Below are 17,651 nucleotides of genomic sequence, written 5' to 3' on the forward strand. Positions count from 1 at the left end.
CTACGCCGCCGGCCGGCCCAGTTGACGGACGCGCCGCACCCTTCCGTCGTCGGCGACCTCGCCGATCAGCATCCACTCCATCACCACGGTCCCGAGCTTGCGGTGTTCGGCGCTGAGGCGGCAGCGTGCGGCGAACCGCCGCCCGTCGACGAGGAGTTCGTCGATCCGCATCCGCGTGGCGGTGACGTTCTTGCGGGCCGGCGCCGCGTGCGCGACCAACTGCTCGCGGGTGAGCTCCGTGCCGTCGGTGACCCAGACCGCGTCGCCGGTCAGGGTGCGATCCACGATCAGCGCGGGGTCCTCGTCGGACAGGGCGATGTCGCGGGTGTAGTCGATCAGGAGGCGGCGTGCCGCCCGTTCGGTTGTCTCTGACATGACCGTCATCCTTGGCAGGGCTGTTAGGGTTGTCAACCGTGTCAGAGATAAGGCGCCGCCGTCAGCGGGTGGAGGTCGGGCGCAACCGTGCCGCCGTGGTGTCGGCGGCGATCCGGGTGCTTGCCGAGCGTCCCGACGCGAGCATGTCCGAGATCGCGTCCGAGGCCGGTGTGACGCGGCAGACCACATACGTGCACTTCGGCACGCGCGAGGCGCTCCTCGCGGCGGTGCGCGACGAGTTGAGCCGCCGGGCGTTCGCGGTGCTGGAGGCCGCCGACCTCGAAGAGGGCACCGCCACCGCGGCACTCGGCCGGTTCCTGGGCGCCGTCGGGACGCTCCTGGCCGAGCAGACAGCGCTCGGCCGGCCGGACGGCGATCCGGACGCGGACGCCTCGCGCCACCTGCCGGTCGAGCAGCGCCTGGAGGCGCTGATCCGCCGCGGGCGCGAGAGCGGCGAGTTCACCACCGGCCTGGAGACGGGCTGGCTGGTCGCCGCCACGATCGCGCTCGGCCACGCCGCCGACCAGCAGATCCGCGCCGGCCGCCTGGACGCGCCGGCCGCGGCCGAGCAGTTCCGGTCGTCGGTGATGCGCCTGTACGAGGCAGATGATCCCGGCCTCTCACCGTGACGGTGCCCCTGCGTCAGGCACCGGTCTCCCCGCGGTGCGGCCTTGGCCGCGCCCGCCCCTTCCCCGTCTCACTCCCCCGTGTCACCTCGGCCGGCGGCGCGGTCGTCGACACGCGGCGGTTCCGCGACGCCGACGATGTTCCCGTCGAGGGTACGGACCTGGACCGACCAGCCCAGCGCGGTGAGGTCGTCCGTCAGGGAACGGGCATCGTGGAAGACCTTCACGATGCGGTACTGGCTGCCGTCGTCGAGCCGGCGCAGCGCCGCCGGGGTCGGCTGGTCCGGCAGGACGTCCTCGTACGCCGCCGCGGCGGGGCCGTCGTCGACGAAGACCGCCCGGCCACCGGGCGCGAGCGCGGCGGCGACGGTGTTCCAGAAGGCGGGCAGCCGCGCCGGCGGGACGTGGGAGAGCCAGAAGGCGAAGAACACCGTGTCGTAGCGTCGCGGCGGCCGCCACGTGAACAGGTCGGCCTGAAGGAACTCGACCGAGGGGGAGGTGGTGCGCGCCCGGGCCAGGGCCAGCACCTCCGCTGACGCGTCGACGGCCGTCACCGAACGGGCCCGCGCGGCAAGGCCCGGGGTCCACCGGCCCGTCCCGCAGGCCAGCTCCAACACGTCCCCGGCGATCGGGAGTTCGTCGACGACCGTCAGCAACTCCCGCAGGGCTTCGTAGGTCGCGTACTGCCGGTCGTACTCGGCCGCGCCGGCCCGGTAGTAGGCCCTCTGCTCCGCCAGAAGTGCGGTGTCGTCCATGGTGCGGGCTCCTCTCGACAGGGGTGCGGTCGAAGTGCGGTCGAAGCCCTTCACGCCCGGCTCGCCGACTTGGACCCACCGCCACTGTCGGCCTTCACCTTCGGGCAAGGTCAAGTGCGGACGCGGTCAAACACCCGGTAGGTGCCGCTCGCCAGAGCTCACTGGAAGCGCCAGCGGAAGTCGTCCTTCGGATTGGTGTCGCAGGGGTCCTGTTCGAGCCGGGCGTCCTCGCGGCCGGTGCCCACGCCGGGCACGTTGACGCACATGCCGCTGCTGTAGTCGCGAATCCAGTACGTGCCGTCCGGGCGCGGGTCCAGCCACCAGAGCTGGTTGTCGGCCTTCGTCCGGTTGCAGGCGAACTCCTCGATCTTCGTGCCGGCCGGCTCCGCGGCGTAGTTCGGCAGGTCCATGCACAGCCCGTCCTTGTGGTTCCTGATCACGAACAGGCTGGCGCCCTGCGGCCCACCGCTCTTGTACGCGACCTGAAGGTCCCACAACTGGTTGTCGCCGTCGGTGCCGTCGCAGTCGTACTGGTTGACCGGCCCGTCGCTCGTCCCGTTGCCGAAGCCGGGTACGTCGGCGCACAGGCGGGTGGTCACGTTGTCGATGAGCACCTTGCTCGCGCTGGAGGCGGCGTTCGCGCGGGCGCGGGCGGCGGCCGCGGTCGACACCTTCTTCTTCGGCGTCGACTTCGGCGTCGACTTCGGCTTCGCCGTATGCTTCGGCGCGGATTTCCCGGAGGTCGTGCCGGTCGTTCCCGGGTGCGGGGTGCCGGCGGCGCGGTGCGGGTGCGCGGGCGGCTTCTTCGACGCGTGGGGCGACACCTTCGCGGTGGGCGACGCGGTGCCGGTGGCCGGGGCCGGCAGCGTCTGCGGGGTGTCGCCGTGGGGGTCGGCGGACGGGATGTCATGGGTCTGCGCGGCGGGGGCCGCGCCGTGGTGCTGCCAGGTGGTGACCGCGAACGGGAGCGTGGCGCCGATCGCCACGACCACGCCCACCGTGATCAGTACCGGCAGCGAGCGGGCCGCCGACCTCCGCCCGCCCTCCGGGCCCCGCGCGGAGGCACCGCCGGAAGCGCCGCCGGCCCCGGGGCCGGAACCGCCCGCGGCGGGCCGCACGGACCCGAGCGGTTCCCCGGCGGCGGCCGTCCCCGCGGCGCCGCCGGTCGCGGTCCGCGCGGGTGCGGCCGGCGGGGGGCCGTCGGGCACCGAGGGCATCACGACCGCGCGGCGGACCACCACCGCCGGTGCGGCGTCGTCGTCCGGCTCCGGCCGGCTGCCGTCGGCGCCAGGGTCCCGCGGGGGCCGCGAGGTGGGCATGCGTCGTCTCCGTAAGGTTCCGTAAGATTCCGTAAGGTCTCAGGTCGCCCGGCCGGGCCGTGCGGTGCGTACGCCCCGCGGACCGGCCGGTGAGGCGGTCCGGCGCTCCCGTCCCAGGCGCCATCCTCCACCACGCGGAACCGGTTGGACCCGGGATCGGCCGAATTCCGTCGCGTACGGCCGCACTTGGGCGCGAACCACCCCCAACCACCGTGCCGACGAGCCCGCGTGGCACGCCCTTACCGGACGATACGCCCAGGCCCGGGCCGGTTGATCATCGACCCCGGTCCGTCTCCTCGGTCGCCCGCCGCATCCCGCGGCCGAGCAGCGCGAGGCCCCGTACGCGGCGGCGAAGCACCCACCGCCCGCCGGCTCCCTCGTCCACGCCGGCCCGGCCGACCACCCCTCCCCGTTCGGCCCGGCTGGGCTCACCGCGCTCATCTGTCGCCGAAGTACCTGGCCAGCCCGTAGGCGGTGAGCGCGGAGCAGCACAGGGTGGAGAGCCGTCCCAGGCCGAAGTCGTGCGTCCACGCCCTCCACAGGGAGCCGAAGTGGTGGAAGAAGACGTCCGTGACCGAGAGGCTGTGGCCGAGTCCGGCCGCCGTGTCACCGGCGATCAGCGCGGCGCCGAACAGGCTCCCGAAGATCACCGCGCCGGCTGTGAGCAGCGCCGCCGCGAAGGGAAGCGCCACGACGCGCCCGCCGACCTCGCCGACGGTGATCCCCACCAGCGCGGCCATCACGAAGGCGCCGAAGTGGAACTCGACGCTGCTGCCGTGACGGTCGGTCAGCCCCCACAGCAGCCCGCCGTAGGCGAACGCCGCCACGACCGCCACGAGCACGCCCACCGCCAGGCCGAGGCCGAGGTGGTTGCGTTCCCCCGCGCCGGGCGGCGGCACGAAGCGGTCCGGGGCCTCCGGACGGTGGTAGCCCGGCGCGCCGAACGGGTTCCGGCCCCCGGCCGGCGGTGGCGGTTGGTCGACGCTCATGAAGAAGTCCCCCCAGGACGGTACGGCGTGCGGGCGCCGCGTCACGCCGGCGAAGTGCGGGCGGTCGGCGACGAGCAGAGCCGCAATGTAGCAGGAGGGTACGACAATTCGGATCTGCGGCCACGGCGGAGGTCCAGGTCAGCGCGGAACGTCCATGCGCTGCGTGCCGATGACCGACAGCAGCCGGAGCGCCTCCTCGGACGGCGAGCCGGGGGCGGCGGTGTAGATCACCACCTGCTGATCGCGGTCGGTGATGTCGAGGACGTCGCAGTCGACGGTGACCGGGCCGACCGGTGAGTGCGGGAACGTCTTGCACAGGGTCGGGGCGACGGACACGTCGTGGGAGTCCCACAGCCGGCGGAACTCCTCGCTCCCGGCGAGGAGTTCGTCCACCAGCTCGGCCACTTCGGAGTCCTCCGGGTAGCGGGCGGCCGTGGCGCGCATGCGTTGCGCCGAGGAGCGCGCGAAGAGGTCCGCGTCGGACACCCCGTACAGCCGCAGCCCCTGCGGGTGCGGCCCGAGGAAACACCTGCGCACGAGGTTGCGGTCGCGCCGCGGCACCGCGGAGAAGTCCTCCATCAAGGCCGCCGCGAGGTCGTTCCAGGCGAGGACCTCGCAGGTCGCGGACGTCACGATCGCCGCGGCCTGCGGCAGCCGGCGCAGCAGGTCGAGGATGCTCTGCCGCACCTCGCGGGCGGGGCCGGCCGGCCGCTGCGGCGGCGCGCCGGCGAGGTGGTGGAGGTGGTCGCGCTCGGCGTCCGACAGCCGCAGGGCCCGGACCAGCCCGGCCAGCACCTCGCGCGACGGCCACGGGCCGCGGGCCTGCTCCAGGCGCGTGTAGTACTCCGTGGAGATGAACGCCAGCTGCGCGACCTCCTCGCGGCGCAGCCCGGGGGTGCGCCGGCGCCGCCCCGCCGGCAGCCCCACGTCGGCCGGGCCGATCCGCTCGCGCCTGCTGCGCAGGAAGTCGGCCAGTTCTCGTCGGTCCATGCTCCCAGTGTGGGCCGGGCCCGCACCGCGCAGCCAGGTACAGCCGGTGCCTGGATCGGCTCCGCGGCCGGACGCAGGCTCGTTCCCATGGACAACCTCACTCCCGTCGACGGCACACCCACCACCGACACATCCACGGTCTCCGCCGCCACCACCACTTCCGCCACCGCTTCCGCCACCGCCTCCGCGGACCGGGGCCTGCTCGCCGGCAAGGTCGCCTTCGTCAGCGGCGCCGGGCGCGGCATCGGCGCCGCCGCGGCGCGGCTCTTCGCCCGCGAGGGCGCCCGCGTGCTGCTGGCGGCCCGTACCGAGCACCAGCTCAAGGCCGTGACCGAGGAGGTCCGGGCGGCGGGCGGCACCGCGCAGTACGTGGTGTGCGACCTCGCCGACGCGGCGAGCGTACGGGCTGCCGTGGCGCACGCGGTGGACCTCTACGGCCGGCTCGACGTCGCGTTCAACAACGGCGCGGCGATCCAGCGCCCGGGCCCGATGGACCAGTTGCCGGAGGACGACTTCGACCGCATCTACGAGGTGAACCTCAAGGGCGTCTGGCTGGCCATGGTCGCCGAGGTCCAGGCCATCCGGGCCAGCGCCGGGACGGGGGCCATCGTCAACAACTCGTCCGTCGGCAGCCTGATGGGCAACCCGGAACTGCCGGCCTACGGCGCGATGAAACGGGCGGTCAACAGCCTCACCGAGTCGGCCGCCGTCACCTACGGCCCGGAGGGCATCCGCGTCAACGCCGTCGCCCCGGGCGCCACCATGACCGAGATGATCCGCGAGTGGGAGGCGGACTCCCCCGGCATCGTGGACCGCACCAGGTCCGTCACTCCGCTGCGCCGGCCGGCCGAGCCCGACGAGATCGCCCAGGCCGCCGCGTGGCTGCTCAGCGACCGCTCCTCCTTCGTGACCGGCACGGTCCTGCGCGTCGACGGCGGCCTCCGCACCTGACCCGCGGCCCCGCTCGCCACCGAGACGGCCCGGGGCCGAACGGAGCAAGACAGGGCGGTCGCAGTGCGGCGCGGTAGCGGGCGAGCAGCCGGCGTACCGGTCCTGCCGGAGCCGGTCCAGGGCGTCGGCGGCCCGCTCGCAGCGGAACGCCCCGGCCCACGGTCGGATCGCCTTCCGGCGACGCGGTGTCCGGGGCCGCGTCCCGCACCGCCGATGGGCCGGTCCGGGCGGCGACGGCGTGCACGGGTGCGCCCGTCGTCGGCGGGTTCGGCGCGGGCCGCCCGCCTGGTCCATGGCCGGGCGCGCGGCCATGGGGCCGCTCCCGGCACCCCGTGCCGCCGGCGGCGGGACCACCCCGCCGCACCCGCGCCGCAGGCGTTCGCCAGGACGTCCGCGGGGTCCGGGAGGAGCATGGACAGGAAGGGAATCCGCGGGCAAGGGAGCCTTCCATGTCGCAGAGCACGACACTCACCGTCCTGGGAGCCGGCGCGCTCGGCGCGGCGATGGCGACGCGGCTCGGACGGACCGGGCACGAGGTACGGCTGTGGAACCGCACGTCGGAGAAGGCGAGCGCGGCGGCGGAGCACGCTGAGGGGGTCACGGCGGTGGAGGACCTGGGCGACGCGGTCGCCGGCGCGTCCGTCGTCTTCACCGTGCTGCGTGACGGCCCGGCGGTCGCGGAGGTCATGTCGGCCGCCTTCGCCCGGCTCGCCGACGACGCCGTGTGGGTGCAGGCCAGCACGGTGGGGCCGAGCAGCGCCACCGACCTGGCCGGCCTGGCACGCGACCACGGTGTCGCGTACCTCGACGCGCCGGTCTCGGGAAGCACCGATCCCGCCCTGCGGGGCACGCTGATCTGGCTCGTCGCCGGCTCCGAGGACGTCCTCGCGCGGGCGCGTCCCGTCCTCGACGACCTCGGCTCGTCCGTGCTGCACGTGGGCACGGGAGCCGAGGGCAGCGCTGTCAAACTCGCGCTCAACGCCTGGATGGCCGCCTCGACGGTGGCCATGAGCGACGTCCTGGCGCTGTGCGACGCGCTCGGCGTCGACCACGCGGCCCTGGTCCGCGCACTGGAGGCGGGTCCGCTGGCGATGCCGTACGAACTGCAGAAGATCGGCGCGATGGACGACGAGGCGTACGCGCCCGGGTTCGGGGTGCGGCTCGCCTTGAAGGACATCGACCTGGCGGCGTCGGCCGACGTCCCCAGTTCCCTGTTCCAGGCGGTGCGGGACCGGCTGGAGCAGACCGTCGCGGCCGGGCACGGCAAGGACGACCTCGCCGCCGTCGACTACCGGAGGCAGAAGCGGTCGTCGGCCGCCTGACGCCCACGAGGAGCCGACCGACCGGGGGGACTCGGCACGGGGACGCTCGGGCGGACGGGCCGCGGCGCCCGGCCGGCGCGGACCCGCCCGCCCGGCTCCGGTTCGCTCCGCCGGCCCCGGCTCACGACCCGTTCGGGTCGGGCACGATGACGACCTTCCCGGCGACGGTGCGCGACTCGGCGAGGGCCAGCGCCGAGGCGGCCTCGGACAGCGGGAAGCGCGCGGCGACCTGCGGCGCGAGGAGGCCGTCGGCCAGCAGCCGCAGCACCTGCGTGAGGTCCTCGCCCAGCCGGCGCCGGAAGTCGGACAGGCGGCGCCGCCCGGCCCAGAAGTCGTAGAAGTGCGCGCTCTTGCCGTTGGGCAGGTAGTTCCACAGCGTCAGGCGCGCGAACAGTTGCAGCACCGGCAGTCGGGAGTTGCCGCCGCTGTCCTTCGTGGCCGCGGTGCCGTAGGAGACCAGCGTGCCGCCGCGGCTCAGCAGCCGCCACGACCGCGCCACACCGGGGCCGCGCGGCCGGGCACTCCGCCGTACTTCACGCTCCTGACGGGCCGCGGCCGGGCTGCGCGGAGTGGGTGTGCAGGCGCGGTGCGAACGTGGTGTGGAAGACCCCGGCCGCCGCTCCCACGGCCGCCGCCGCGTCGCCGAGCGTCGAGTACACCACCCGCACCTGGCGTACCCGCCGCGCGACCGGCAGGCGGTTCACGGCCGCCGAGATCTCCGTGAGGTAGAGCTCCGCGACCTGCGGCGGCACCGCGGGGCCGCCGACGACGATGAGGTCGATGTCGTACAGCTCCGTCATCGCGACCGCGCCGCGGGCCACCACGCGGGCCACCCGCCGGATCGCCTCCGCGGCCCGCTCGTCGCCGTCCGCCGCGGCCGCGCACACGGCCGCGTGCGCGCCGGTGTGCGGCAGCGCCAGGCCGGCTTCGGCGGCCGCGGCGACCACCGCGGACATGGTCGCGCACTCGGGCACCATCCGGGGATCGCCGTCCGGGGTGAGCCGGTCCGCCGCGTAGGCCGTCATCACACCGAACTCGCCGGCGTTGCCCGAGGCCCCGCGGAAGACGTCCCCGTTGAGGAACGCGCCGCTGCCCGCACCGGCGCCCAGGTACAGGTAGGCGAAGTCACCCGAACTCTCGGCCGCGCCCAGCCACCGCTCGCCCACCGTGGCCGCCGTCGCGTCCTTCTCCAGCAGGACCGGCAGTTCGAGTTCACGGCTGAGCCACGCGCGCAGCGGCACCTCGTCCCACCCCTCGAACAGCGGCGGGTCGAGCAGCATCCCGGCGTTGACGTCGAGCGGGCCGGGCGCCGCCACACCCACGCCGAGCAGGTTCTCCGCGAGCGCGCCGACCGTCTCGACGGCCGCGCGGGCCATGTCCCCGATCCGGGCCACGCACCACTCCGGTGCGCTCGGCCGGGGCAGCGCCAACTGGCGGCGGTCGCGGACGTTCCCGCACAGGTCCACCAGGACCAGGGTGATCACCTCCGGGTCCACGTGCAGGCCGATCGCGCACGCCGCGTCGGGGCGCAGCCGCAGCGGGACCCGCGGCTTGCCCCTGCTCGCCATCCGCCGCTCGTCCTCGGCGAGCAGGCCCGTGGTCAGCAGGTTGCGGGTGATCCGGGACACCGCCTGGGGGGTGAGCCCGGTGCGTTCGGCGATCTCCACCCGGCTCAGCGCCCCGGACACGCGGATCGCCTCGATCACCAGCTTCTCGTTGAACGAGCCCAGCGTGAACTGGTCGAACGCGCGGTGCGTGGCCCTGGCCGGCGGCGCCTCGGCCGCGCTCCCCGAACGGAACCACCGGAACGGCTCGGTGGCCGGCGCGCCCGCGTGCACGCGGGTCGCCTCCGCGAGCGAGTCGAGCGCCGCACGGGCCCGGTGCGGCTGGTAGCGCAGCTCGAGTTGGGCCACCACGCTCACCGTGGCGGCCCATCCCATCGACGCCGAGGCGGTGTGGCGCACGACGCCCGGCGGCAGCGGCTGCACGTCCGCGGTGTCGCCCCAGAGCAGCACGTGGACGGTACGGCCGGGGAACATCCTTACCAGCTCGGCGAGTTGCGCAGGCGTGCCGGGCCGCACCGCGCCGTCCTCGGCGCGCATCTGGGCCCGGCGCAGGCTCACGGTCATGGCCGCGTAACGCCGGCGCCGCTCCTCGCCGCCCGCCTGCACCGTGTCGAGTTGCTCGGGCCGGTCCGTCTCCGCGACGGCCAGACCCGCCGCGCCCTGCCCGGCCGCCCACACCCCCAGCAGCTCCGGCCGGTGGCAGCTGAGCGGGCCCCGCGCGGGCAGGTGCAACGGCCCCTCGGGGGTGCCCGGGTGCGCGCCCCAGCGCTGCCACACCTTCCCGAGCGAGGTGTGCGAGACGCCGAGGAGTTCGGCCAGGGCCCGTGCCGACCACTCCCGCAGCGGAGCGGGCGGCCCCGCGAGGGTGGCGGCCACCGCGTCGGCCTCGTCGATACGGTGCGGCCGGCCGCTGCGGGGCTGGTGTTCCAGGCCCGCCAGCCCGCTCTGCGCGTAGCGCTGCCGCCAGGCCATCACGGTCGGGCGCGACACCCCCAGCCGGCGCGCGCTCTCCGTCACGGAGACACCCGCGGCCGCGTCGCGCACGATGCCGACCCGGACGGCACGCTCCGCTCCCCCCTCCACCCAAACGGCGAGTTCAGCGAGCTGATGGTCGGTCAGAGCGATGTCCGCGGGCCGTTGCACGATGCGCTTACCTCCTTTTGTAAAAGTACTTATTGGCCGACAGCATGCCCGGCTGGCCAGGGAGAGTCTTTCACTTCGCCGATCAGGGCACTCCGGCCGCCACCAGCAAGAACGCGCTTTCTACGAGTGTAGACACAGCTCCCTGGCCGCCGAACGAGCGGTTGCCGACGCAATTTACCTGTTGGAAGCATTGACGTAAGGTAATCCATTGAATTTATATAGCCCCCCTGGCCCTGGTGGTGGCCGGAGACACCCGTCTCTCTAGGAAAGGGCTTTCATGTCATGACGACCCTTGACCAACCGGCCGCTCGGCCGCCCTCGGCAGACGCACCGCCGGGCGACAGCCCGCAGCGGGCGTCCCGTCCACGCCGCCGCCGCGACATGGGCCTGCTCTGGTTCCTGATACCGGGCATCGTCGTACTGCTGCTCTTCCAGTACATCCCGCTGCTCGGCAACGTCATCGCCTTCCAGGACTACCAGCCCTACATCGGCATCATGCACAGCCGGTGGAGCGGCCTGCAGAACTTCGACGTCATCTTCAACGGTGACCAGGGGTTCCTCCACGCGCTGGTCAACACGCTCGAACTGACCCTGATCCAGGTCATCTTCGTCTTCCCCGCCCCGGTCCTGCTGGCGCTGGCGCTGAACAGCCTGGTCAGCGACCGGGTCAAGAAGTGGGTGCAGAACGTCCTGTACCTGCCGCACTTCCTGTCCTGGGTGGTCGTCGTCGCGCTCTTCCAGCAGATGCTCGGCAACGACGGCATGCTCAACCTGTTCCTGCGCGCCCACGAGATGGGCAGCTGGAACATCATCGGCAACCCCGACCTGTTCAAGGGGCTGCTCACCTCCCAGGTCATCTGGAAGGACACCGGCTGGGGCACCATCCTCTTCCTGGCCGCGCTCTCCCGCGTCGACAACGACCTCTACGAGGCCGCCGCGATGGACGGCGCCAGCCGGCTGCGCCAGACCTGGCACGTCACCCTGCCCGCCCTGCGTGGCCTGGTGATCCTGCTGCTCATCCTCCGCCTCGGCGACGCGCTGAGCGTGGGCTTCGAGCAGATCCTGCTGCAACAAGGCGGTGTGGGGCTGGACCAGAGCGAGGTACTGGACACCTACGTCTACAACAACGGCCTCATCGGCGGGCAGTGGGGCGTCAGCGCCGCGGTCGGCCTGGTCAAGGGCATCGTCGGAGTCGTGCTCGTCCTGGGCGCCAACAAGATCGCCCACCTCTTCGGCGAAGAAGGTGTCTACCAGTCATGACCACGCTCAATCCCAGCCACCCGGTGCGCAGCAGGCCGCGGCGCTCCTACAGCGCCATCCCCGGGGAGTCACCGGGGTCCCCGCCCTGGCGCGTGGCCAAGTCGCTGATCCTGCTGGTCTGCACGATCCTGGTCCTGCTGCCGTTCCTGGCGATCATCTCCACCTCCCTCGCGGGCGCCGACCAGGTGAACAAGGCCGGGGGCTACGTGATGTGGCCCCACCACATCACCTTCACCGCGTACCACGCGCTGCTGTCCGGCGGCATGGTCTCCAAGGCGATGCTGGTCAGCGTCGGCGTGACCGTGGTGGGCACCGCGCTGAGCCTGATCTGCTCCATCATGCTCGCCTACGGCCTCAGCCGGCCGGGCTCCTTCGGGCACAAGCCCGTGCTCATGATGCTGCTGATGACCATGCTCTTCGCGCCCGGTGTCATCCCCAGCTATCTGATGATCAAGGAACTGCACCTGATCAACAGCTACTGGTCGCTGATCCTGCCGTCCCTGATCAACGCGTTCAACGTGATCGTGCTGCGGTCCTTCTTCATGGGCCTGCCGCGCGAACTCATCGACGCCGCCCGGATCGACGGCGCGTCCGAGCTGTCCATCCTGCGCCGGATCGTGCTGCCCCTGTCGAAGGCGTCCGTGGCCGTCGTGGGCCTGTTCTACGCGGTGACCTACTGGAACGCCTTCTTCAACGCCATGTTGTACATCAACGACGCCTCCAAGTGGCCGCTCCAGCTGGTGCTGCGCACGTACGTCGTCAACAACGCGGCGATCAGCGGCGGGCAGGTCAACACCGCGGCCGGGGCGCCGCTGCCGCCGGCCCAGACTCTGCAAGCGGCGATCCTGGTGCTGTCGATCGTGCCCATCGTGATCGTCTACCCGTTCCTGCAACGGCACATGAACAAGGGCGTGATGGTCGGGGCGGTGAAGGGATGAGCGTTCGCCTGCGCGCGGGCCGCGTCCCGGCCCGCCCCACACCCCACACGTCGCGTACCGAGAGGAGACTGCCGTGACATCGGCACTCAGCCGTCGGGGTTTCCTGCTCGGAGCCGCCGGCATCACCGCCGGAATGGCGCTGTCCGGCTGCGGCGACGGCGGGCCCGACATCTCCCAGGCCGCGGCCAACGCCAAGGCGCAGCTTCCGTCGTACATCCCCTACCGGGGGGTGCCGACCACGATGCCCAGCAGCCCGCAGGGCATCACCCCCGGGTACCTGCACTATCCGGCCGAGCCCGTCAAGGCGTTCCCGGAGGGGCCGCCCGCCACGGGCCCGGGCATCGACATCATGACCCTGATCTTCAACCCGGTGCCGCCGCCGGTGGGGCGCAACACCATGTGGAAGGCCCTCGACAAGTCCGTCGGCTGCGACCTCAACTTCCAGATCACCCCGGTCGGCGACTATCCGGACAAGTTCGCCGTGGTCATCGCGGGCGGGGACCTGCCGGACGCGATGCTGATGCTCCTTCAGAGCGCCAACCGCTCGCCGCAGATGCTGTCCGTCCTCTTCCAGGACCTCTCCGAGCACCTGTCCGGGGACAACATCCGGGACTACCCCTACCTGGCGAACATCCCCACCGCGTCCTGGGCGCCGTGTGCGATGAACGGCGGCATCTACGCCCTGCCGATGCCCCGCATGCTCTCCGGCGGCCCCACCTACACCCGCCTGGACCTGTTCAGGAAGAAGGGCATCGATCCGAACCCCACCAGCTGGAAGGAGTTCGCCCAGCTCTGCAAGGACATCACCGACCCCAAGGCGAACCAGTACGCGCTCGGCGACCCCATCACGGCGTTCAACTTCGCGATGCAGAGCCTGCACGGCGCCAACCAGTGGGGGGAGGAGAACGGCAAGTTCACCTGGTACCTGGAGACCGAAGAGGCCAAGCAGTCCCTGGACGCCGTCCGGCAGCTCACCAAGGCGGGCGCCCTGCATCCCGACGCCTACAGCGTCACGGGCAAGGTCAAGGACTGGTTCGGCGGCGGGCAGATCGCCATGAACCCCGACGCGCCCAGCTCGTGGAACGACTACTACACGACGTACGCCTCGGCCACCAAGGGCTTCGAACTCGGCGCCATGATCGCGCCGGGCTGGGACGGCGGCGCCCGTGCCCAGTGGCAGGGCTCGGCGAACTACGCCGTGCTCGTCGTCAAGAAGGCCCCCAAGCCGCGCATCAAGCAGATCCTGCGCGCCATGAACGCGCTCGCGGCCCCGTTCGGGACCGACGGCTACCTGCTGCGCAAGTACGGCGTGCAGGGCCCCGACCACACCATGCAGGGCTCCGACCCGATCCTCACCCCGCAGGGCCAGAACGAGGTCACGCTGCCCACGATCTTCGCCACGGACGCCCCGCAGGTCCTCTACTACCCGGCCAAGCCGGAGATCGTGGCCTCCCAGTACGCCTTCCAGAAGGCGGCCGTCCCGATCCTGATGCCCAACCCGGCCGAGCCGCTGTACTCGGAGACCAGCTCCAGGAAGTCCGGGCTGCTACAGACCTCCATCGACGACACCCGCAAGGGCATCATGCAAGGCCGCGTCCCGCTCAGCGAGTGGGACGGCGTGATGAAGGACTGGCGCAAGAACGCCGGCGACCAGATCCGCGCCGAGTACGAGAAGGCGTGGGAGGACTCCCACGCGTGACCCGCTCCCCCGCCGATGACCGTTTCCGGCGGGCGCCGGCCGCGGACCGGCTGCCGTAGCCACCCCCGGACCGAGCCCGCCCCCAGACCACCGGTGTGCCGCCGGCCCCAGGCGACCCGGGACCGCGCCCGCTCGCGGCCCACCGGTCCCCCCGACCGTCACCGACTCCCCCAAGGTGCGTGACCCATGTATCGAAGAGCGATATCCGCCCCCTGCGGCGCCCTGCTGCTCGCCGCCTGCGCCCTGTTCTTCCTCCCCCACGACGAGGCCCACGCCGGCACCGTCACGACGCATACCCGGCCGCACACCCCGACGGCCGGCGCGACCACACCGTTCACGACCGTGGAGGCCGAGTCCGGGAAGCTGGGCGGCGGCGCCCGCGTCCGCTCCATCAGCCCCGGTGTGCCGGAGCCGACCGCGGCCTCCCTCGAAACCGAGGCGTCGGGCTACGCGCTGGTCGAACTGAAGGCCACCGGTGACTCGGTGACGATCACGAACACCAGCGGCAAGAGCGCCAACACGCTGGTGGTCCGGGCCTCGATCCCCGACGCGCCGAAGGGCGGCGGCATCGACGCGTCGCTGGACCTGTACGTGAACGGCGTGCAGCGCCAGGCGATCCCGCTCAGCTCCAAGCAGGCATGGAACTACCGTGGCGCGACCACCAACCCGGACGACCCGAACGCCGGCGGGATGCCCTACCGCTTCTACAACGAGTTCCCGCTGTGGGTCACGGGCGCGCCCATCCCGGCGGGCAGCACCATCACGCTCAAGAAGGACGCCGCCAACACCGCCGCCGTCTACGACGTCGACTCCGTCGACTTCGAGAACGTGGCAGCCGCGCTGAAGCAGCCGGCCGGCTCCCTTTCCGTGCTGGACTACGGCGCGGACCCCAAGTTCGGGACCGACTCCACCATCGCCATCCAGAACACGGTGAACGCCGCCAGGACACAGGGCAAGTCGGTGTGGATTCCGCCGGGCAAGTACCTGACGAACAGCCTGGCCGGCACGCCGCTGGACTTCACCGGCGTCAAGGTCCAGGGCGCCGGCATGTGGTACACCACCCTCTACCGCAAGGTCCCGCTCCCCACCCCCGACGGTTGGCGCTCGGAGATCCTGGTGGGTTCGGGCACCACGCTGACCGACGTGCAGATCGACGCCAACGCGGTCTGGCGCCAGGTACGCGGTAACGGTGGTTCGGACTACGGCATCAACGCCAGCGGCGCCGGCGGCTGGCTGGTGGACCGGATCTGGACCCGGCACACCGACGCCAACTGGCTGTCGGGCACCAACGGCGTCATCGAGAACAGCCGGACCGCGGACTCCTACGGCGACGGCTTCAACGTCAACAACAGCAACACCGCCAGCCCGGACAAGCTCGGCAAGAACATCACCGTGCGGAACAACTTCGCCCGCAACACCGGCGACGACTCCTTCGCGACGTACTCCGACGCCGGCACCGGCGGGACCGACCCGCAGGTGGACGGCACGAAGATCCTCAACAACACCGCGATCGCGCCCTGGTGGGCCAACGGCATCCGGATCGCGGGCGGCTCCCACATCCAGGTGAAGAACAACCTGGTCAACAGCGTGTCCTCGAACAACGCCATGGACATCGGGGTGTTCGGCGACACCGGCAACCCCCTGCTGTCCGCCACGGTCAGCGGAAACGTCCTGATCGGCGGTGGCGGCTGGAACGGCGTCCGGCACGGCGTGCACATCGGCTCCCCGGCCGACACCTCGCTCTTCCCGACCGCCTACACGACCGTCACTTTGAGCGACAACGTCCTGCGCGGCTCCCTGAACGCGGGCCTGTCCATCGACACGTCCCGCGACCACGTGACGCTCACGAACAACACGATCGACCACCCGGCGAAGCAGGGCATCTGGATCGCCGCCGGAGTCACCGGCACCGGCGTCTTCTCCGGCAACACGGTGAAGAACCTCCTCCCGGGCCAGGTCGCGACCCAGAACGACTCACCGACCACCTTCACCGTCACCGGCTGAAATCTCCCGGCCCCCGCCGCCGTTCCCCTCCCCCACGTGGGGAGAGGGACGGCGGCACTGTGCGGTGGGCAGGGTCCGTGCCGCCTTACGCGGCCGGGTCCGGGGAGTCCGGGTCGGCGGAGTCCGGGTCCGGGGAATCCGAGCCCGGGGAACCTGAGTCGGCGGAATCCGGGTCCGCGGAATCCGGGGCTATGCCCTGGAAGAGGTTGGCGATCAACCGGTCGACGAACTCCGCGGTCAGCGGCTGCGCAGGCAGCAGCAGCCGGTGGTAGACGGCGCCCCAGAGCTGGTCGACGATCGCCTCGAGGTCGACCCCCGCGCGGATCTGGCCGGCCTCCCGCGCGCGCGTGAGGCGTGCGACGGCGAGCGCGCGGCGGTGCGCGACGTAGTGCGTGGAAAGCGCCTGCGCCAGGTCGGGGTCGCCCTGGGCGGCTCCGATGATCCCGGCGACGACGGCACCGTTGCGGTTCAGCAGGTCGACGAACACCCGCAGTTGCGCGGTCAGGTCGGCCTTGATGTCGCCCGTGTCGGGGAAGGCGAGGGTCGCCTGGAACGCGTTGAAGTAGGCGTCGAAGGCCAGCGCCCCGGGCGACGGCCACCACTTGTAGAGGGTCATCTTGCTGACCCCGGCCCGCGCGGCGACCTTGGAGAAGGTCAGGGCCTGCACCCCGTCGGCGAGCAGGAGCTCGGCCGCCGCGGTGAGCGTCGCGTGGCGGACGTCCTCCGCCCGGCGCCGTCCGCGCCCCGGCTTGAGCGGGCCGGGCCCCTCGGCCCCGGGCTCCTCGGCGTCTGTTCGCTCCATCACGACTGCTCCTCGTCCGGCATGGCCGGCCTGGTCGACGCGGCCTCGGCACCAACTATATGGACTCTCCGGCCACATGTATATGGACTCGACGTCCACATACTGTTAATGTACTCATCGTCCACAAAGACGAGAGATCCGAGAGAGAGGTCGCCATGACCACATCCGCGCAGACCACCACCCGTGTGGCGCTCGTGACCGGGGGTTCGGGCGGGATCGGCAGCGAGGTCGCGCTCGCGCTGGCCGCCGACGGCATGTCCGTCGTCGTGCACTACTCCGGCAGTGCCGAGCGCGCCGAGAAGGTCGTCGCCGCGATCCAGGAGGCCGGCGGTGCGGCGCTCGCCGTACCCGGCGACGTCGCGGACGAGACCGCGATGACCGCCCTGTTCGACGCCGCCCAGGAGCACTTCGGCGGGGTGGACGTCGTGGTCAACACCGCCGGGATCATGCTGCTCGCCCCGCTGGCGGAGATGGAGCTCGACGCCTTCGACCGGATGCACCGGGTCAACGTGCGCGGCACGTTCGTCGTCTCCCAGCTGGCCGCCCGCCGGCTGCGCCCCGGGGGCGCGCTCGTCAACTTCTCCACCTCCGTCACCCGGCTCCAGCCACCGAGCTACGGCGCCTACGCGGCGAGCAAGGGCGCGGTCGAGGCGATGACCCTGATCCTCGCCCGCGAGCTGCGGGGCCGGGACGTCACCGTCAACGCCGTGGCTCCCGGGCCCACCGCGACCCCGCTCTTCCTCGAAGGCAAGAGCGCGCAGGCGGTCGACCGGCTCGCCGCCGCCTCGCCCCTGGAGCGGCTCGGCACGCCCGAGGACGTCGCCCGCGCCGTGGCCTTCCTGGCCGGTCCCGGCGGCCGGTGGATCAACGGGCAGGTCCTGTTCGCCAACGGCGGCGTCGCCTGACCCACGGG

Annotated in this window: 16 protein-coding genes; 8 read left to right on the forward strand and 8 right to left on the reverse strand. The window is 72.3% G+C overall.

The window, feature by feature from the left end:
• On the reverse strand, nucleotides 1–375 hold the full coding sequence (locus tag ACIPAE_RS07690) for a nuclear transport factor 2 family protein (protein WP_329373242.1): 375 nt from the start codon (nucleotides 373–375) through the stop codon (nucleotides 1–3).
• 38 nt (nucleotides 376–413) lie between these two features.
• On the opposite strand from ACIPAE_RS07690, the gene ACIPAE_RS07695 reads away from it, so the two are divergent.
• Nucleotides 414–1,004, forward strand: a complete 591-nt coding sequence (locus ACIPAE_RS07695) for a TetR/AcrR family transcriptional regulator (protein ID WP_402443592.1) — start codon at nucleotides 414–416, stop codon at nucleotides 1,002–1,004.
• Between the two features lie 68 nt (nucleotides 1,005–1,072).
• On the opposite strand, the gene ACIPAE_RS07700 is transcribed toward ACIPAE_RS07695, so the two are convergent.
• The 4 genes from ACIPAE_RS07700 to ACIPAE_RS07715 all read right to left on the reverse strand — a co-directional run bounded on the left by ACIPAE_RS07700 (nucleotide 1,073) and on the right by ACIPAE_RS07715 (nucleotide 5,054).
• Nucleotides 1,073–1,756, reverse strand: a complete 684-nt coding sequence (locus ACIPAE_RS07700; protein ID WP_402443594.1) for a class I SAM-dependent methyltransferase — start codon at nucleotides 1,754–1,756, stop codon at nucleotides 1,073–1,075.
• 158 nt (nucleotides 1,757–1,914) lie between these two features.
• Nucleotides 1,915–3,075, reverse strand: coding sequence for an RICIN domain-containing protein (locus tag ACIPAE_RS07705; RefSeq protein ID WP_402443596.1), 1,161 nt, complete (start codon nucleotides 3,073–3,075; stop codon nucleotides 1,915–1,917).
• A gap of 437 nt (nucleotides 3,076–3,512) precedes the next feature.
• Nucleotides 3,513–4,064 carry a hypothetical protein gene (locus ACIPAE_RS07710; protein ID WP_402443598.1) on the reverse strand — a complete coding sequence of 184 codons (552 nt, stop codon included), beginning with the start codon at nucleotides 4,062–4,064 and terminating at the stop codon, nucleotides 3,513–3,515.
• A gap of 138 nt (nucleotides 4,065–4,202) precedes the next feature.
• A complete protein-coding gene (locus ACIPAE_RS07715) occupies nucleotides 4,203–5,054 on the reverse strand; it encodes a helix-turn-helix transcriptional regulator (protein WP_402443600.1) in 852 nt (283 codons plus the stop codon).
• Between the two features lie 87 nt (nucleotides 5,055–5,141).
• Between ACIPAE_RS07715 and ACIPAE_RS07720 the strand changes: the two genes are divergently transcribed.
• Both ACIPAE_RS07720 and ACIPAE_RS07725 read left to right on the forward strand, forming a co-directional pair.
• Entirely contained in the window at nucleotides 5,142–6,005 is an 864-nt protein-coding gene (locus tag ACIPAE_RS07720; RefSeq protein ID WP_402443601.1) for an SDR family NAD(P)-dependent oxidoreductase, read from the forward strand.
• 332 nt (nucleotides 6,006–6,337) lie between these two features.
• Complete coding sequence (locus ACIPAE_RS07725; RefSeq protein WP_402443603.1) at nucleotides 6,338–7,327, forward strand: NAD(P)-dependent oxidoreductase; 990 nt, start codon at nucleotides 6,338–6,340, stop codon at nucleotides 7,325–7,327.
• 121 nt (nucleotides 7,328–7,448) lie between these two features.
• Here the strand turns inward: ACIPAE_RS07725 and ACIPAE_RS07730 are convergent, their stop codons facing one another.
• Together ACIPAE_RS07730 and ACIPAE_RS07735 are read right to left on the reverse strand one after the other, a co-directional pair.
• Nucleotides 7,449–7,826: a zinc-binding dehydrogenase gene (locus ACIPAE_RS07730; RefSeq protein WP_402443605.1), complete on the reverse strand. Its 378-nt coding sequence runs from the start codon at nucleotides 7,824–7,826 to the stop codon at nucleotides 7,449–7,451.
• Between the two features lie 34 nt (nucleotides 7,827–7,860).
• A complete protein-coding gene (locus tag ACIPAE_RS07735) occupies nucleotides 7,861–10,035 on the reverse strand; it encodes an ROK family protein (RefSeq protein ID WP_402443607.1) in 2,175 nt (724 codons plus the stop codon).
• Between the two features lie 282 nt (nucleotides 10,036–10,317).
• Between ACIPAE_RS07735 and ACIPAE_RS07740 the strand changes: the two genes are divergently transcribed.
• From ACIPAE_RS07740 to ACIPAE_RS07755, 4 genes are all read left to right on the forward strand, one after another.
• Complete coding sequence (locus ACIPAE_RS07740) at nucleotides 10,318–11,295, forward strand: ABC transporter permease subunit (protein WP_329373225.1); 978 nt, start codon at nucleotides 10,318–10,320, stop codon at nucleotides 11,293–11,295.
• The gene (locus ACIPAE_RS07745) at nucleotides 11,292–12,233 is read left to right on the forward strand and encodes a carbohydrate ABC transporter permease (RefSeq protein WP_366411552.1); all 942 of its coding nucleotides are present in this window, start codon (nucleotides 11,292–11,294) and stop codon (nucleotides 12,231–12,233) included. The genes ACIPAE_RS07740 and ACIPAE_RS07745 overlap by 4 nt, the downstream gene beginning before the upstream one ends.
• A 73-nt stretch (nucleotides 12,234–12,306) precedes the next feature.
• Nucleotides 12,307–13,932 (forward strand): substrate-binding domain-containing protein, encoded by a 1,626-nt coding sequence (locus tag ACIPAE_RS07750; RefSeq protein ID WP_402443609.1) that lies wholly within the window; start codon nucleotides 12,307–12,309, stop codon nucleotides 13,930–13,932.
• A 186-nt stretch (nucleotides 13,933–14,118) separates the two neighbouring features.
• Nucleotides 14,119–15,936, forward strand: coding sequence for a right-handed parallel beta-helix repeat-containing protein (locus ACIPAE_RS07755; RefSeq protein WP_402443611.1), 1,818 nt, complete (start codon nucleotides 14,119–14,121; stop codon nucleotides 15,934–15,936).
• Between the two features lie 85 nt (nucleotides 15,937–16,021).
• Here the strand turns inward: ACIPAE_RS07755 and ACIPAE_RS07760 are convergent, their stop codons facing one another.
• Nucleotides 16,022–16,738: a TetR/AcrR family transcriptional regulator C-terminal ligand-binding domain-containing protein gene (locus ACIPAE_RS07760; protein WP_402443946.1), complete on the reverse strand. Its 717-nt coding sequence runs from the start codon at nucleotides 16,736–16,738 to the stop codon at nucleotides 16,022–16,024.
• A gap of 155 nt (nucleotides 16,739–16,893) precedes the next feature.
• On the opposite strand from ACIPAE_RS07760, the gene ACIPAE_RS07765 reads away from it, so the two are divergent.
• The gene (locus ACIPAE_RS07765; RefSeq protein ID WP_402443613.1) at nucleotides 16,894–17,643 is read left to right on the forward strand and encodes an SDR family oxidoreductase; all 750 of its coding nucleotides are present in this window, start codon (nucleotides 16,894–16,896) and stop codon (nucleotides 17,641–17,643) included.
• The last annotated feature ends 8 nt before the right edge of the window (nucleotides 17,644–17,651 follow it).

This window comes from Streptomyces sp. NPDC087270 (assembly GCF_044744625.1).
Classification (GTDB): domain Bacteria; phylum Actinomycetota; class Actinomycetes; order Streptomycetales; family Streptomycetaceae; genus Actinacidiphila.

What these genes read in the sequence shown, in the direction of transcription:
- ACIPAE_RS07690 (WP_329373242.1), bottom strand. Translation starts at nt 375, where the DNA reads ATGTCAGAGACAACCGAACGGGCGGCACGCCGCCTCCTGATCGACTAC.
- ACIPAE_RS07700 (WP_402443594.1), bottom strand. Translation starts at nt 1,756, where the DNA reads ATGGACGACACCGCACTTCTGGCGGAGCAGAGGGCCTACTACCGGGCC.
- ACIPAE_RS07705 (WP_402443596.1), bottom strand. Translation starts at nt 3,075, where the DNA reads ATGCCCACCTCGCGGCCCCCGCGGGACCCTGGCGCCGACGGCAGCCGG.
- ACIPAE_RS07710 (WP_402443598.1), bottom strand. Translation starts at nt 4,064, where the DNA reads ATGAGCGTCGACCAACCGCCACCGCCGGCCGGGGGCCGGAACCCGTTC.
- ACIPAE_RS07715 (WP_402443600.1), bottom strand. Translation starts at nt 5,054, where the DNA reads ATGGACCGACGAGAACTGGCCGACTTCCTGCGCAGCAGGCGCGAGCGG.
- ACIPAE_RS07720 (WP_402443601.1), top strand. Translation starts at nt 5,142, where the DNA reads ATGGACAACCTCACTCCCGTCGACGGCACACCCACCACCGACACATCC.
- ACIPAE_RS07740 (WP_329373225.1), top strand. Translation starts at nt 10,318, where the DNA reads ATGACGACCCTTGACCAACCGGCCGCTCGGCCGCCCTCGGCAGACGCA.
- ACIPAE_RS07745 (WP_366411552.1), top strand. Translation starts at nt 11,292, where the DNA reads ATGACCACGCTCAATCCCAGCCACCCGGTGCGCAGCAGGCCGCGGCGC.
- ACIPAE_RS07755 (WP_402443611.1), top strand. Translation starts at nt 14,119, where the DNA reads ATGTATCGAAGAGCGATATCCGCCCCCTGCGGCGCCCTGCTGCTCGCC.
- ACIPAE_RS07760 (WP_402443946.1), bottom strand. Translation starts at nt 16,738, where the DNA reads ATGGAGCGAACAGACGCCGAGGAGCCCGGGGCCGAGGGGCCCGGCCCG.
- ACIPAE_RS07765 (WP_402443613.1), top strand. Translation starts at nt 16,894, where the DNA reads ATGACCACATCCGCGCAGACCACCACCCGTGTGGCGCTCGTGACCGGG.